Genomic DNA, 15292 nt, shown 5'->3' on the forward strand with positions numbered 1-15292 from the left:
GCGCGGCCTGCCGACGGCCGGCTCGCTGACCCGCGCACTCGGCCAAGCCCTGGAACCCGGCATCGCCGACCGCGCCCGCACCCTCGCCACCGCGGTACGAACCGACGGCCGATGGACCGCCGCACAACACCTGAAGCCCGGAACGCACCATCTTCCATCCGGAGATCCACCGTGCGGACGCCGACTAGGCTGGTCCGGTGTTCGACTCGCCCGACTTCGATCTCGCCCCGTACGCGGAGTCCGGCAGGCCGGTGTCCGTGCGGCGTACCTACTGCAGCTGGCAGGACGCGGGCTGGCGGTCGCTGCTCGTGCAGTGCTTCGACCACGCACCCGAGGCCGAGCACCTTCCGCTGCCCGGAGTGGCCGACCTGCATCTCGTGCTCTGCGTAGCCGGGGACGTTGTCATGCGGACGCACGCCGACGGGAAACCGGTCCGGCGGCGCTGGGTTCCCGGCACTCTGGATCTCGTGGTTCCCGGCCGGGCGACCGTGCGCGACTACCGGGCGGCGGCCGCGCTGCGCACCATCCAGGTGCACATTCCGTCGGCGACCGTCGACAGGGCCGCAGCTCAGCTGGGCGATCCGGAGCCGGACTTCGAAGCGCTCTCGGCCGCGATGAGCGCGGGCGATCCGGTGGTCGAGCAGCTCGTCCGCGCACTGCCCACCATCGACGGCGCGAACGACCTGTACGCGGAGTCCGCCGCGGCGTTCCTCGCGACGCACCTGCTGACCCGGGGCCGGCACGAACGCCCGCGGGGTGCCGAGCACGCGGCGGTCCGCTCGGCCGTGGCCGTCATGCGGGACCGGCTGAGCGAGCCGCTGACGCTGGCCGACATCGCTGCCGAGGTGCATCTGAGCGTGTACCACTTCATCCGCGTCTTCCGGGCGGCGACCGGCGAAACACCCCACCGGTTCCTCACCCGGCTGCGGATCGAGCAGGCGCAGCGGCTGCTCGCCGGCGGCACCCTCACCATCGCGCAGATCGCCGAGCGTTGCGGTTTCGCCAGTCCTGGGGCGCTGTCGTCGGCCTTCCTGAGCCAGGTCGGCGTCCGGCCGTCGGTGTACCGCAAGATCTGATCGATGATCGGCAATCCAGCGCATGTCGCGGGACCGCCCACGTCGCCTAGTTTCGGGCGGTGGTGGCGACGAAAGGATTTCAGATCATGCGGAGCTATGCCGCGACGGCGACCTCGACCGCACCGCCGGCCATCGTCTGGCGCCTGCTCGTCGACGCGCGCACCTGGCCGGTCTGGTCGGCTGTCGACAGTCTGGACACCGAGCGTTCCAGCGGGCTCGACCCGGACGGCCGGGATCCGGTCGGCGCGGTCCGCGCGTTCCGCACCGGGCGGACGGTGACCGGCGAGCGGCTGACCGGACTCGACGAAGAGAAACGCCTGACCTACGAGGACGCCTTCAACCGGGCCATCCGCGACTACCAGGCGGTCGTCGACCTGAGGCCAACGCCCGACGGGGGCACGGTCATTCACTGGCACGGCACCTATTCCGCCCGCTGGGGAATGGGCTGGCTGATGCAGGGCGTCATGCAGCGTGTCATGCAGCAGATGGCGGACGGCCTGGCCGCCCACGCGGCGCAGCAACGGAAACCCTGACGCGGACCGGCGTGGTGTCAGCGACCGGGGCCGGGAGGGCTGTCCTTCCCGGCCCGGCCGGACGGCCGGTGGATCACCCAGTGCAGCCCGAGCAGCAGCATCCCGATGCCGAGCAGAACCCACCACGAACCCCAGGCGGGGATCATGATGGCGGCACCGATCAGCACGAACAGCCAGCCGGCCTCACCGAACTCGGTGGCCCGCCGGTCACGAGTTTCCACCTGGTGCCGCAGCTTCTCCGTGTCCTGGCTGATCTTTCGCCGAAGACGCCGGTACTCCGCGGTTTTCGGGTCCAGCGACCTCAGCAGAGCCCGGTCCCGTTCGAGCTGCGCACGCAGCTCGGTGGGGTTCGGCGGGTCCGGCTCGGCGCTGATGGTGGTCTTCCTCCGCAGTCCCATGGCGAACGATCTCGACCATTATGCGCCGAGCCGGCCGAAGCGGGCGAACTTGTTCGAAGAGGTCAGCGCCCGTTGTCCTGTTTGGTCGAGCTGGTCGCCAGCCGGTCGAACTCGCGGTCCGGCAGCGTCCTGTTGAGCTCCAGCAGCTTGTCGGCGAGCCAGCCGACGGCGTACCGGGTGTCCGGGCGGTCGGACTCGATGGCGTGTCGGATGGCCTCCACCACGACGGCCGGGTCGGAGCCTTCGCTGAGCCCGGTTTCGCCGCGCCGCGCCATGGCTTCGGCCATCTCCCGGTAGGCCCCGCCGCCGGAGATCTCCCTGAGCTGCGCGGCCGTCTGGTCTTCGAACTCGGTCCTGATGATGCCGGGCTGGATGATCACGACGTCGATGCCGAACGGCTCGACCTCCATCCGGAGCGTGTCGGAGAAGGCTTCGAGCGCGTGCTTGGACGCGTAGTACCAGGCGCCGAGCGGCAACGCGATCTCGCCGCCGATGGACGAGACGTTCACGATCGTGCCGGCGGACTGCGCGCGCATCGCGGGCAGCACGAGCTGGACCAGCCTGGCCGGCGCGAGGAGGTTGACCTCGAGCTGGTCCCGCGCACGGTCCAGCGGCACGTCCTCGATGGCGCCGTGCAGGACGGTGCCGGCATTGTTGACCAGTACGTCGATCCGCTGCTGCTCGTCGAGGACGGTGGCGACCGCGCCGGCCAGCTCGTCCTCGTCGCGCGCGTCCATCTTCAGTGGGTGGCCGCCCGCGGCGCGGAGGTCGTCCATCTGGTGCACCCGCCGCGCGGCGCCGTACACCGTGTGGCCGGCGCGCAGGAGCTCCAGCGCGGTGGCGTGGCCGATCCCCGATGACGCCCCGGTCACCAGGCACACCTTCGTTGTCACAGCCGTCTTACCTTTCCCAGGCGACGGGCAGCTCGTGCACGCCGTAGATGAGCATGTCGGTGCGCATGGCCACGTCCCCGGCAGGCGCCGCGAGGCGCAGCTCCGGGAACCTGGTGACCAGCGCGGGAAGCACCACCTGCAGCTCCACGCGCGCGAGCTGCTGGCCGAGGCACTGGTGGACGCCGTGCCCGAAGGCCACGTGCCCGGCGGTCGAGCGGAGCAGGTCGAGGGTGTCCGGATCGACGAACTGCGCGGGGTCGCGGTTGGCCTCGGGGACCGAGACGGTGACCGTCTCACCGGCCTTGATCCGCTCCCCGTGCAGCTCGACGTCCTCCAGCGCGGTGCGCACCGTGAACGGGATGATGCCCAGGTAGCGCAGCAGCTCCTCGACCGCGTGCTCGGCGATGCCGGGATCGGCGCGCAGCGCGGCGAGCTGATCGGGATGGGTGAGCAGGGCGAAGGCGCTCAGCGCGAGCATGTTGGCCGTGGTGTCCAGGCCGGCGCCCAGCAGCACGAAGCCGATGTTGACCAGTTCCTCGTCGCTGAGATCGCTGGCGGTGAGGCCGCTGAGCAGGTCGTCGGCGGGTTCGGCGCGCTTGGCCGCGACCAGCTCGCCGATGGCCTCGTGCATCGCCGTGTAGGCCGACGCCCGCTGCTCCGGTGAAGCGTCCAGGCGGAACAGGTCCAGCGCATACCCCTGGAAGCGGGCCCTGTCCGCGTGCGGCACGCCGAGCAGCTCGCAGATCATCTGCGCGGGGATCGGCTGCGCCAGTACCCGCACCAGGTCCACCGGGTCGCCGTGTTCCTCCATCGCGTCCAGGTGTTCGGCCGTGAGGTCTTCGATGTGCCGGGTGAGCCGGCGCATCCGGCGGACGGTGAACTGGCCGGTGAGCAGCCGGCGGTAGCGGGTGTGCCGCGGCGGGTCCATGGCGCTGAACAATCCGGGCGGCGCGGGCTGGTCGCTGCCGGGGGCGCCGGGAATCGGCAGGTGCTGCAGCTCGGACCGGATGCTGAACCGCGGATCGGCCAGCACCTCGCGCACCAGGGCGTGGCTGGTCACCAGCCATCCCAGATGCCCGTCCGGGTAGCTCAGCCGGCTCAGCGGGCACCGCTCGCGCAGTTCGGCCAGCCCCTCGGGCGGGTCGAACGGCCGGTCGGCCGGGCGCGTGGTCGGCAGTGCTGACGTCATGTCGGTCTCCTTCCTTCTTCGTTCGCGACACACGAAACACTAGGACCGCTTTTCACCGAACTGCCACCGCAGATAACGACTTCACCTGGTAGAAGCGCTATGATCGATGCAATGACCTTGCAAGTGAATGCACTGACCTGAAACGGAGGGAAGGATGCCGGGAGGTCGGCTGACCCAGGAGGAGCGCCAGCGTGTCGCCGCCGGGCTGGCGATCGGGCTCAGCTGCGCCGAGATCGCCCGCCGGCTGGGGCGGCCGGGGTCGACCATCAGCCGCGAGGTCGCGCGCAACGGCGGAGCCCGCCGCTACCGGGCGAACCAGGCGCAGCAGGCGACCAGGTGGCGGGCCCGCCGCCGCAAGCCGCACCCGGTCGCACCGGTGCCCGCCGGCACCGCCGGGGCGGATCCGTTGCTACAGCGCGATTTCGAGCACAGGTTCGCCGAGATGATGGCCGGGACCGGGGTCCCCGCGATGATGGCAAGGGTGCTGGCCTGCCTGTTCACCAGCGACACCGGCAGCGTCACCGCCCCCGAACTCGTCGCCAGGCTGCGGGTCAGCCCGGCGTCCATCTCCAAGGCCGTCGGCTGGCTCGAGCAGCGCGGCCTGATCGGGCGCGAACGCGACGGACGGCAGCAGCGGTACCTGATCGAAGACCACATCGGTTACCAGGCATGGCAGACCAGCCTCCAGTCGATGGCCCTGTGGGTGGAGTTCACCAGTCAGGGAGCCGAGCTGTTCGGCGACTCCGCCCCGGCCGGGGCCCGGATGCGCGCCACGAGCCGGTTCTTCCGGCACCTCGTCCAGGACATGAACCAGGCGGCCGAGCACTGGCGGCAAACCGTCGCCACCCGGCACTGAGGCCACCTCCACCGTGCCGGACAGTGCCGGCGGGTCTGGTGTGGAGCGCCGGAGCCATCCAGACTGTTCACGGAACTTAAAGTGAGAACTCGTGCGCGGACAGCTCTGGGAGGTGGGGCCATGTCCAAACGGGAGACCGCGGCGGCGCGCGACGCCGACCGGCCGGGCGACCGGATGCGGGCCGAGCTGCGGCAGGCGTTGCGCACCGGCCCGTTCACCTCGGCGCTGCACCTTGCCATCGAAGCCAGCGGGCTGACCCTGGAGGAGATCCAGGTGTGGCTGGCCGAGCGCGGGGCGCGGGTCAGCGTGCCGACGCTGAGCTACTGGCGCCGCGGCCGCAGCCGACCGGAGCGCGCGGGTTCGCTGCGGGCGGTGCACCTGCTGGAGGAACTGCTCGAACTGCCCGCCGACTCGCTGGTGTCGCTGCTGGGTCCCCGGCGTTCGCGCGGCGGCCGGTGGCTCGCGCACCCGCCGGGCACGGTGGACGTGCTGAGCCTGTTCGACGAGCAGTACCCGTCGGACCTGGTGGCGAAGGTGGCCGAGCCGGGGCCGGGTTCGCTGAGCAGGATAAGCACGCATGTGGTGATCACCATCGGCGATGACCGCAGCACCAGTTCGATCCGGATCCGCGAGGTGGTGCGGGCCAACGTACCCGGCATCTCCCGGTGCGCCGTGCTGTACCTGGCCGACGAGCAGCCGGGCAACCCGCCCGCGCTGGCCGACGTGCGGTACTGCCGGAAGGGGCGGGTGCAGGTCGACCGGTCGGTCGGGCTGGTCGCCGCCGAGCTGATCTTCGACCGGGTGTTGGGTGCCGGTGAGCCCGCGCTGCTGGAGTTCGAATGGCGGTTCGAGCCGGGCATGCGGATGCTGAACTACGACCACCGGTTCCACGAGCCGATCCGGGAATACGTGCTGCAGACGCGCTTTTCGCCGGACGCCTTGCCGGCACGTTGCCACCGCTACGACAAGAGCACGCCGTCGCAGGCGGAGTGCAATCTCCGCGAGCTGTGGGTCGGCGGATCGCACACGGCGCTGCTCGCCGAATCCGATCTGACCGCCGGAATCGTCGGCATGCGCTGGTCCTGGCCCAGCACGGACGTGGTGGGTTAACAGGACCGCCGCCGTTTTAACAATCGATCCCGTCGCCAAGGTCCGGCGAACTTAACCGATCTGGTTTTCTCGCGATTCGCATACCTACCATTCCCCTTGTTTCCCAAGAAACGTGCGGAGGTTTTCCTCAGCCTCCGTGTCCCTGCCGCATGGAGGAATCGTGAAACCAAGAAGGTCATGGCCGACCGCTGCCGTATTCGGCGCGGCGGCCGGTATCTGCATCGCACTGCTACCGGCGTTGCCGGCCGCCGGGGCCGAGGGCACTGTGGTGAGCCAGGCGAAAAATCCGGTCGAGGGCACCTATCTGGTCACGCTGAAGGGCGCCGCCGCACAGTCGGCCGGTTCCGCGGAGACGGCCGCACGCGAGCTCGTGGCGCGGTACGGCGGAACCCTCGAATCGACGTTGACCGTGACGATGCGCGGTTTCGTGGTGGAGCACCTCCCCGCGGCCAAGGCCAGGCGTCTCGCCGCGAACCCGGAGGTGGCGGAGGTCCGGCAGAGCGGCCGCGCCAGTGCCGCCGGGCCCGGCGGCACTCAGGACAATCCCAGGAACTGGGGCCTGGACCGGGTAGACCAGCGAGACCGGCCGCTGGACCACAAGTACACCTACCCCAATGACGGCGCGGGGGTGAACATCTACGTCGTCGACACCGGGATCCGCTACACCCACCAGGAGTTCGGCGGCCGCGCCAAGTTCGGTGTCGACCTGCACGCGCAACCCAACCAGGGCAACGACTGCCACAACCACGGCACGCACGTCGCGGGGATCGCGGCGGGCCAGACCAGGGGCATGGCCAAGAAGGCCAACCTCGTGTCCGTCCGGATTCTCGGTTGCGACGGCTACGGCCAGGACGTCGACGTGGCCGAGGCCGCCGAGTGGATCGCCAAGAACGGCGCGAAGCCGGCGGTGGTCAACCTGAGCGTCTACACCGACGACCCGGACATCGCCGCACCCGCGATCAAGGGCTCAATCGCCAATGCCGGCATTCAGTGGTCGCTGATCACCGGCAACAACGGCGGCGACGCCTGCCAGTACGGCCCCGGCGGCCAGGTGCCCGACGCGCTCCAGGTCGGCAACTCCACCAGCAGCGACACCAGGGCGTTCGACTCCAACGCCGGCCGCTGCATGGACCTGTTCGCACCGGGCTCTGGCATCGACTCCGCGTTCCGGGGCAGCGACACCGCCTACGGCACGCTGAGCGGTACCTCGATGGCGGCGCCGCACGTCGCGGGCGCGATGGCGTTGCGGCTGCACGACTCCCCCGGCGCAACCCCGGCCGATCTCCAGTCGTGGATCGTGGGCAACGCCAGCGAGGGCAAGCTGTCCGGGCTGCCGGCCGGGAGTCCGAACAAGCTGCTGCACGTGCCGGGCACCCAGCCCGACGTCACCCCGAACGTCATCAACGGCACTCCGGCGACGGTCAGCGAGTTCCCGTTCATCATCTCGCAGCACCGCACCGGCGGTGCCCGCCCGGCCGAGCAGTCGTGCACCGGTTCGGTGGTCGCCAAGCGGGCCGTGCTGATCGCCGCGCACTGCAAGTTCGCGCAGGGCGAGCCGAAATACCTCGTCTACGGCCGCGACGATCTCGCGGACACGAACACCGGAACACGAATCGAGATCGCGGAGTACCGGACCCACCCGAACTACAACCCGAGCGACGGCTGGCGAACCGGATGGGACGTCGCGGTCATCCTGACCAAGACCGATATCCCGACCCCGGCCGGCATGTCCTATCCGCCGGTCGCCCGTTCCGGCGACGAACTGCCGATCGGCACGCGGGGCACCGCGGTCGGTTACGGCAAGACGGATTCGCAGGACGCCGAACGGAACACCCGGCTGTACAAGACGACCCTGCCGGTCGTCGCCGCCCAGAACTGCAAGAACATCAACTTCCAGTACGACGACCGGTACATGTTCTGCGACGGCTACGGCGATGGCAGCACCGGCCTGTGCCAGGGCGACAGCGGTGGCCCGTATCTGCACAACGGCAAGGTCTACGGGGTCTTTTCCTGGCTGCGCACCGACTGCGCGGCGTACAACGCACACGGCCGGCTGAACGGCGTCATGGGTGACTGGGCGAACCAGCAGCTCAGCGGTTCAGTGGCCCCGAGGTAACCCGGTTCCGCGCGACACCCTCAGATTCTTGCGGGACACCCGCACCCGATCGATGGGGGCATGCGCAGAAAGCCTCGCATGCCCCCATCTCAGCACCCAGGAGTGCGCCGCGCGGCCCGTGCGTGCCCGGGGTGTAGCCGTACTCCTTGGCGAAGGCCGCGACGAAGGCCGACGCGCTGGCGTAACCGATCTCGTGCGCCACATCGGTGACCGACCTCGTCTCCAGCAGCGCCCGCGAGACGCGCAGGCGGAGCGAAGTACGCCAGCGCGAGAACGGCATGCCGAACTCGCGCACGAAGTCCCGCTGCAGGGTCTTGGCGCTCACGTGCAGCCGGGCCGCCCACTCGTCGATCCCGGTGTGGTCGCCGGGATCGTGCGAGAGCGCCCGCGCGACGATCATCGCGAAACCGGCCCCCGCGGCGTGGTGGCCGACGAACTCGCGGGCCGACACGCCAAGCCCGCCGACGATCCGGTCGCGCGCGGCGAGCGCAACGGCTTCGTCCACACCGGACCTGGCGATCTCGGTCAGCAGCCGCGCGGCCTCGGTGCTCACCGACACCGCGCCCGCGCGCAACCGCTCCAGGTCCGCGTTCCCCTGCCGCAGGCACACCCGGTAGACGGTCTGCCCGTCGCCGGCGCGTACCTCGTGGGTCACCGCGCGCCGGACCCAGAAGCCCTCCCGCGGCCCGACGAACTGCGCGTCCGAGCCGCAGCGAACCGACAGCACGCCGTCCGGTGACCAGTAGAGCTGGTGCAGGAAGTCCTGGCGGTTCTCGCCGAACTCCAGCGACCGGCCCGCCAGGTACTTGAGCACCAGGATGCCGGCCCTGCTGCCCAGCCCGTAGCCGTACTCCAAACAGGACACCGGGTCCACGTCGGCGGGGCCGGGGATGGTCACCGAGTTCCGGCGCACCGGGTTCGGCTGTCTTCTGGCCGACATCGAAGGACCTCCTGTCGACATACCAACGAGAAAAGTAAGGTTAGCCTCAGTACACTCCCGCCGACGCTGCCGGGCCCAGTTCAGGAAGCCGAAGGAACACACCCATGCCCACCACCCGGCCAGCTCGCGCGCTCGGCGCACTGGCACTCATCGCTGCCGTGGCCACCGGCTGCGCCGCCGACTCCGGCGCCACCCCCGGCGAAACCGGACCGACCCGCGTGTTCGCCGCGGACAACGGCGAGATCACCATCCCGGCCGACCCGAAACGCGTGGTCGCGACCGGCTACGCGGTCCCGGTGCTGATCGAGGCGGACGCCGCGCTGGTCGGCATCGCCGAATGGTCCCGCGGCCTGGAGATGATGACCGGCGAGGACCGCGCGACCTACGACAGGCTGGCCAAGGTGGCGGGCGACACGACCACCGAGACCAACTACGAGGCCATCGCGGGCGTCAAACCCGACCTGATCGTGATCAGCGTGCCGAAACCGGTGCTCGCCGACATCGACATGAAACGGCTGGAGTCCATCGCCCCGGTGGTGGCGATCAGCCCGTCCATTCCCGCCGCCTGGCGCGACCTGTCGCGACGGCAGGCCGACGCGGCCGGCCGGCTCGGCAGCTACGAGTCCGCGAAGACCGCCTACGAGCAAAAAGCCGCCGGCCTTGCCGACAAGTACCGGCCCGTGCTCGATGGCCTGAAGTTCGGCCACCTCGGTGCCTACGGCGAACTGGCCAAGGGCACCTTCCAGCGGGAGTTCGCCGGGTCGTGGGGCACCAACATCGCGACCGACATCGGTGTCGACTACTACGGCCAGGTCAAGCACAAGGCCGGCGGATCGCGGGATGTCGGCGAGTACCCGTCGATCGAAGAGCTCCCGGCGAGCTTCGCCGAGGCCAAGGCCATCACCTACACCGTGGAGAACGACGGTTCGGTGAGCGAGCCGGTGCGCTACGTGCTCGATTCGGAGCTGTGGAAGAACCTGCCCGCGGTCAAGGCGGGCAAGGTCTTCCCGCTGCGCTACACGGAGGCGGCGACCTACGCCTCGGCGCAGCAGACGCTGGACGACGTCGACAAGGCGCTCGCGCCGCTGCTCGCCCGATGAACGGCGAGGAGCTGAACCCGGGTCCGCTGGTCGCCGCCCACCACCGCTCGGGCACCGGCACGGCGCGCATCCCGTATCCGGTCGACGTCCGCTGGCTGTCCGTGCTGGAACGCGGCCAGGTCAGCCCGGGGATGGTCCGGCTGACCCTCGGCGGGCCGGAGCTGGCGGGGTTCCACACCTATCAGGCCGACGACCACGTCAAGCTCATCTTCGCGGACGAAGACGGCACCCGGCGGGACCCGGTGCAGCGCACCCCGATGGAGCTGGAGTGGCCGCGCGAGATGCCCCGGACCCGGGACTACACGGTGCGCCGGTACAGCGCCGACGCGGGCGAAATCGACCTGGACTTCGTGCTGCACGAAGGGGGTCTCGCCGCCGGCTGGGCGTCCGCCGCCGAGCCGGGCGAGCGGGTGGTGGTCGCCGGCCCGCGCGGGGCGAAGGCGTTCCCGCACACCTACGACCACTACGTCTTCGCCGTGGACCTGACCGCGCTGCCCGCCGCGGCCCGCTGGCTGGACGAGTCCCCGCCGGACGTCTCCGCGCACCTGGTGCTGGAGACCGACCACGCGGACGAGCACGACTACCCGCTCGCGCGGCGGGACGGCGTCGAGATCGTCCGGCTCGTCCGCGACGGCACGAAGTCCACGCTCGCCTCCGCTGTCGAATCGCTGGCGCTGCCCACCGGCCGCACTTTCCTGTTCGCGGCGGGCGAAGCCGGCGAGATCAAGCCGCTGCGCGCCTGGAGCAAGGGCCGGCTGGACTCGAAGATCACCGGGTACTGGAAGCGCGGAGTCGCCGGGTTTGACGACTGATCAACGCAGGCGGCTCGGCATCTTCGGCGCGTCGGTCGGCCTGCTCGTGCTAGTGGCGGTGGCCAGCGTGTGCGTCGGCGCGCATGCGATCGCGCCCACCGAGGTGTGGCGCGCGTTCTTCGACTACGCCGGCACCGACGACCATCTGACCATCCGCGGAATCCGGGTGCCGCGGACGGTGATCGCGGTCTGCGTCGGCGCCGCGCTCGCCGTCTCCGGTGCGCTGATCCAGACGCTCACCCGCAACCCGCTGGCCGAACCCGGCGTGCTCGGGGTGACCTCGGGTGCCGGCTTCACCGTCAGCACGGCCGCGGGACTGGGCATCGCGGGTTCTCAGGTACCACAGCTCGTGCTCGCCTTCGCCGGCGCGGCGCTGGCCGGGCTGTTCGTCTACGCGGTCGGGCGGACGTCTCCGCTGCGTCTGGTGCTCACCGGGGTCGCGGTCACCTTCGTGCTCGGCGGCCTGTCGCTCGGCACCCGGCTGATGTTCCCCGAGGTGTTCGACCAGTACCGGTTCTGGTCCATCGGGTCGCTGGCCGGGCGCGAGCAGGTGCCGCTCACCGTGCCGCTGCTGGTGATCGTCGCCGGACTGGCCGGGGCCGTGCTGCTGGCCAGGGAGCTGAACTCGCTGGTGCTGGGCAGGCAGGTCGCGCACACCCTCGGTGTCCCCGTGCACCGGGTCCGGCTGGGTGCGCTCGCGCTGGCGACGCTGCTGGCCGGGGCGGCGACCGCGGTGGCGGGGCCGATCGCGTTCGTCGGTTTGATCGTCCCGCATCTGGCCCGACGCCCTGCCGCCGGCTCGGTGCCCTGGCTGCTGGCCTACACGATGGTGCTCGGCCCGGTGCTGCTGCTCATCGCCGACATCGGATCGCGGTTCCTGCTGCCCACCGGCGAAGTCCCGGTCGCCGTGGTCACCGCGGTACTGGGCGGGCCGATGCTGATCTGGATCGTCCGCCGCTACGGGGCGGTGACCTTGTGAGGCCGCTGGTGCTGCGGTTGGGCGGGTTCTCGGCGAGTTTCGAGCGGCGCACCGTCGTGGCCACGCTCGGGATGTTCGCGACCGCGCTGCCGCTGGTGCTGCTCGGGCTGTGTTTCGGCGCCGCCTGGCTCACGCCGTCGGAGGTGCTCTCGGCGCTGGCCGGGCGCGGGGACTCGGTGTTGGTGGTGCAGCAGTGGCGGCTGCCGAGGGTGCTGGCCGCGCTGGTGTTCGGCGCCGCGCTCGGGCTGGCCGGGGCGATCTTCCAGAACCTCACCCGCAACTCGCTGGGCAGCCCCGACATCATCGGCCTCGACGCCGGCGCCTACACCGGCGCGCTGGTCGTGATCACCCTGCTGAACGGCACCCCGGCCGCACTCGCCACCGGTTCGGTGCTCGGCGGCCTGCTCGCGGCGGCGGTCATCTACGTCCTCTCGCAGAGCTCGGGGCTCAGCAGCGCACGGATGATCATCATCGGCATCGCGGTGAACGCGATCCTGACCGCGGTCAACTCGTGGATCGTGCTGCGCGCCGAGCTGGACGTCGCGATCGCGGTGACCGGGTGGAGCGCGGGATCGCTCGGCGGGGTCGACTGGGACGAGGTGCTCCTGCCCTTCCTCGTACTCGGCGTGCTGGCGGCAGTGCTGGTCACGGTGTCGCGCGCGATGCACCAGGCCGCACTCGGCGACGACCTGGCGGTCACCTCGGGCGTGGCGCTGAACCGGGTCCGCCTGGTGCTGGTCGTGGTCGGCGTCGGCTGCACGGCCACCGTCACCGCGGTCGCCGGGCCGATCGTGTTCGTCGCGCTGGCCGCACCGCAGATCGGGCGCAGGCTGGCCGGCACTTCCGACGTGACCCTAATTCCGGCCGCGCTGGTCGGCGCGGTGCTGCTGCTGGCGGCCGACCTGGTCGCGCAGATGCTGCTCGCGCCGATCGCGCTGCCCGTTGGCGTGGTGACCACCGTGATCGGCGGCTGCTATCTCATCTGGCTGCTCATCGGGGAAATGAGGCGTTCGTGAGCAAAGGACTGACCGCGCGGGAGCTCACCCTGCGGTACGGCGAACGGGTCGTCTCGACCCGGCTCGACCTCGATCTGCCTGACGGCGCGTTCACCGCCATCGTGGGCGCGAACGCCTGTGGCAAGTCGACGCTGCTCAAGGCGCTGGTCCGGCTGCTGACCCCGGCCGCCGGCGCGGTCCACCTCGACGGCCGCGACGTCGGCGGGTACCGGCCGAAGATGTTCGCCGCGCAGGTCGCCTTCCTGCCGCAGGGGCTCGTCGCGCCGGACAACCTGACCGCCCGGCGGCTGGTGGCCCGCGGCCGTTTCCCGCACCAGTCGATCCTGTCCACCTGGTCGGTGGCGGACGAGCGCGCGGTGGACGAGGCGATGGCCGCCGCCGGGGTGACCGAACTGGCGGACCGCGGTGTGGCCGAGCTTTCCGGCGGGCAGCGGCAGCGGGTGTGGATCGCCATGGTGCTCGCCCAGGAAACGCCCTACGTCCTGCTCGACGAGCCGACCACGTTCCTGGACATCACGCACCAGTACGCGTTGCTCGGCCTGCTCGCCGGGCTGCGCGACGGCGGGCGCACGGTGGTCGCCGTGCTGCACGACATCAACCAGGCCTGCCGCTTCGCCGATCATCTGGTGGCGATGAAGGACGGCCGGGTTGCCGCCGAGGGCGCACCCGCCGACATCGTGGACGAGGCCCTGATCCGGGACGTGTTCGACCTGCCCAACATCGTCGTGCCCGACCCGGTGACCGGCACGCCGATGGTGGTGCCCAGCCAGGCGAGCAGTTCATGACCCGGCACCCGGGAAAGCGGCTACGGTCACGGCTTCTCCTGAAGGAACTTCGGAAAGGATCACGGGAATGAGCAAGGTCTTCAGCGCCCACGCGGTGTCGGTCGACGGGTACATCACCGGGCGCGATCCCGGCGCCGGGCGCGGACTCGGTGATGGGGCGACGCTCTTCGACTGGTACGGCGACGGCGACACGCCCAGCCAGGCGTTCGAGGGGTTCCGGTTGAGCGAACCCAGCGCGCGGGTCTTCGACACCCTCGCCGGCCGCGTGGGTGCGGTCGTCGCGGGGCGCAACACCTATGAGGACTCCGACCACTGGGGAGGGGACGGCCCCCATCCGACGGCGCCGCTGTTCGTGCTCAGCCATCGGCCGGCACCAGAGATGACCGAACGGCAGACCCTCGTCACCACTGGCATCGCGGAAGCGGTCGCGGCGGCGCGTGCGGCCGCCGGCGAACGCGACGTCTGCCTGATGGGCGGCGGGGTCGTCACCGAGGCGTTGAAGGCGGGGCTCATCGACGAGGTGGTCCTCCACCAGGTACCGGTCCTGCTCGGCGGCGGCCGGCCCTTCTTCCAGTCGCTTCCCGGGCACGTGCGGCTCCGCCTCGTCGAAGCCGTCCCGGCGCCAGGGGTGACCCATCTCCACTACGAAGTCGAACGATAACCTTGAATTCACCGCGGCATTCACTGCAAGGTTTTTGCAAGCCGGCACGGGAAGCCTTCATGTCGAGCGGGAAACAGATCGGGTATTCCGCTCAGAACAACGACATGGGGAGTTGCCGTGAAGAATGTACGTGCAGGACTGGCCGGCGCCTTGGGTGCCTTGGCGATGCTGATCGCGGGGTCCGGAACAGCGGTCGCGGAGACCACCGATGCCGCGACCGGCCAGGTGGACGAATTGCTGCTGCTGAATCCTGGTTCGCACCGCGTGGATGCCAACTCCGTCGAGCTGGAGCCTGGTGTGATCCTCCGCGTTGCCAACAAGGGCAAAGCGGGCGACGCCGGAGTTCAAGCGGCGTGCGCCTCCGGCAACGTGTGCATTTATGGCGATCCGGGCCACCGGGGGCCTCAGCTCAACTTCTACAACTACGGCTTCTACAACCTGGCCAGGTACAACTATCCCGGTGGCGGGAAATGGGCGCACCGCACTTCGTCCTACACCAACAACCAGACGGGCCATGCGAAAGCGAACTTTTCGCGATATCAGTCCAGCAACAACACCTGGTACGGAGTCGATGAGTGCCGTGCTCTGTGCGCCAAGGCCACCCTGGGCTCGATCGACAACGTCATCGACGGGGTGAGGCTGGAACCGTAAAGACACCGCTGTGCCGCACGGCCTTGTCCTGGAGCGGGCGACCTCGCTCCAGGACAAGGCCGTGCGCTCAACCGATCGGTGGAGCGGACCAGCCGTCCGGCGGGGCGCCGGGTTGAGCCGCCGGGTCAGGACATGGGTTGATGTGCGCCGCGGCGCCGGCTTGGCAGGCTGACCTCC

Annotated in this window: 16 protein-coding genes; 12 read left to right on the plus strand and 4 right to left on the minus strand. The window is 70.3% G+C overall.

All coding sequences use genetic code 11. From position 1 onward, the window contains the following. Positions 1-197 precede the first annotated feature (197 nt). Positions 198-1076, plus strand: coding sequence for an AraC family transcriptional regulator (locus tag AMYNI_RS0141105; RefSeq protein ID WP_020673973.1), 879 nt, complete (start codon positions 198-200; stop codon positions 1074-1076). 86 nt (positions 1077-1162) lie between these two features. After that, the gene (locus AMYNI_RS0141110; RefSeq protein ID WP_020673974.1) at positions 1163-1609 is read left to right on the plus strand and encodes an SRPBCC family protein; all 447 of its coding nucleotides are present in this window, start codon (positions 1163-1165) and stop codon (positions 1607-1609) included. Between the two features lie 17 nt (positions 1610-1626). Here the strand turns inward: AMYNI_RS0141110 and AMYNI_RS0141115 are convergent, their stop codons facing one another. The 3 genes from AMYNI_RS0141115 to AMYNI_RS0141125 form a co-directional block, all read right to left on the minus strand. After that, positions 1627-2007: a hypothetical protein gene (locus AMYNI_RS0141115; protein WP_020673975.1), complete on the minus strand. Its 381-nt coding sequence runs from the start codon at positions 2005-2007 to the stop codon at positions 1627-1629. Positions 2008-2069: 62 nt separating this feature from the next. Then, entirely contained in the window at positions 2070-2900 is an 831-nt protein-coding gene (locus AMYNI_RS0141120; protein WP_040406259.1) for an oxidoreductase, read from the minus strand. A 7-nt stretch (positions 2901-2907) separates the two neighbouring features. Next, positions 2908-4089 (minus strand): cytochrome P450, encoded by a 1182-nt coding sequence (locus AMYNI_RS0141125; RefSeq protein WP_020673977.1) that lies wholly within the window; start codon positions 4087-4089, stop codon positions 2908-2910. Between the two features lie 154 nt (positions 4090-4243). Here AMYNI_RS0141125 and AMYNI_RS50850 point away from each other — a divergent pair, with 154 nt between their 5' ends. From AMYNI_RS50850 to AMYNI_RS47645, 3 genes are all read left to right on the plus strand, one after another. Next, positions 4244-4945, plus strand: a complete 702-nt coding sequence (locus AMYNI_RS50850) for a GbsR/MarR family transcriptional regulator (RefSeq protein ID WP_020673978.1) — start codon at positions 4244-4246, stop codon at positions 4943-4945. 120 nt (positions 4946-5065) lie between these two features. After that, complete coding sequence (locus tag AMYNI_RS0141135; RefSeq protein WP_020673979.1) at positions 5066-6055, plus strand: hypothetical protein; 990 nt, start codon at positions 5066-5068, stop codon at positions 6053-6055. 160 nt (positions 6056-6215) lie between these two features. Further along, positions 6216-8171: a S8 family serine peptidase gene (locus AMYNI_RS47645; protein WP_211225548.1), complete on the plus strand. Its 1956-nt coding sequence runs from the start codon at positions 6216-6218 to the stop codon at positions 8169-8171. Here AMYNI_RS47645 and AMYNI_RS46720 read toward each other — a convergent pair. After that, complete coding sequence (locus AMYNI_RS46720) at positions 8146-9111, minus strand: helix-turn-helix transcriptional regulator (protein ID WP_020673981.1); 966 nt, start codon at positions 9109-9111, stop codon at positions 8146-8148. The two genes, AMYNI_RS47645 and AMYNI_RS46720, sit on opposite strands and share 26 nt — an antisense overlap. Positions 9112-9215: 104 nt before the next feature. Between AMYNI_RS46720 and AMYNI_RS0141150 the strand changes: the two genes are divergently transcribed. The 7 genes from AMYNI_RS0141150 to AMYNI_RS46725 all read left to right on the plus strand — a co-directional run bounded on the left by AMYNI_RS0141150 (position 9216) and on the right by AMYNI_RS46725 (position 15115). Further along, positions 9216-10211 (plus strand): ABC transporter substrate-binding protein, encoded by a 996-nt coding sequence (locus AMYNI_RS0141150; RefSeq protein WP_020673982.1) that lies wholly within the window; start codon positions 9216-9218, stop codon positions 10209-10211. After that, positions 10208-11023 (plus strand): siderophore-interacting protein, encoded by an 816-nt coding sequence (locus tag AMYNI_RS0141155; protein ID WP_020673983.1) that lies wholly within the window; start codon positions 10208-10210, stop codon positions 11021-11023. The genes AMYNI_RS0141150 and AMYNI_RS0141155 overlap by 4 nt, the downstream gene beginning before the upstream one ends. Then, complete coding sequence (locus tag AMYNI_RS0141160) at positions 11013-12002, plus strand: FecCD family ABC transporter permease (protein ID WP_020673984.1); 990 nt, start codon at positions 11013-11015, stop codon at positions 12000-12002. The genes AMYNI_RS0141155 and AMYNI_RS0141160 overlap by 11 nt, the downstream gene beginning before the upstream one ends. Further along, on the plus strand, positions 11999-13018 hold the full coding sequence (locus AMYNI_RS0141165) for a FecCD family ABC transporter permease (protein WP_020673985.1): 1020 nt from the start codon (positions 11999-12001) through the stop codon (positions 13016-13018). Before AMYNI_RS0141160 ends, AMYNI_RS0141165 begins: the two co-directional genes overlap by 4 nt. Next, positions 13015-13803 (plus strand): ABC transporter ATP-binding protein, encoded by a 789-nt coding sequence (locus AMYNI_RS0141170; protein WP_020673986.1) that lies wholly within the window; start codon positions 13015-13017, stop codon positions 13801-13803. The genes AMYNI_RS0141165 and AMYNI_RS0141170 overlap by 4 nt, the downstream gene beginning before the upstream one ends. A 67-nt stretch (positions 13804-13870) precedes the next feature. Next, on the plus strand, positions 13871-14464 hold the full coding sequence (locus AMYNI_RS0141175) for a dihydrofolate reductase family protein (RefSeq protein WP_020673987.1): 594 nt from the start codon (positions 13871-13873) through the stop codon (positions 14462-14464). Positions 14465-14581: 117 nt separating this feature from the next. Beyond that, positions 14582-15115, plus strand: a complete 534-nt coding sequence (locus AMYNI_RS46725; RefSeq protein ID WP_157357723.1) for a hypothetical protein — start codon at positions 14582-14584, stop codon at positions 15113-15115. The last annotated feature ends 177 nt before the right edge of the window (positions 15116-15292 follow it).

This window comes from Amycolatopsis nigrescens CSC17Ta-90, assembly GCF_000384315.1.
GTDB classification, from domain to species: domain Bacteria; phylum Actinomycetota; class Actinomycetes; order Mycobacteriales; family Pseudonocardiaceae; genus Amycolatopsis; species Amycolatopsis nigrescens.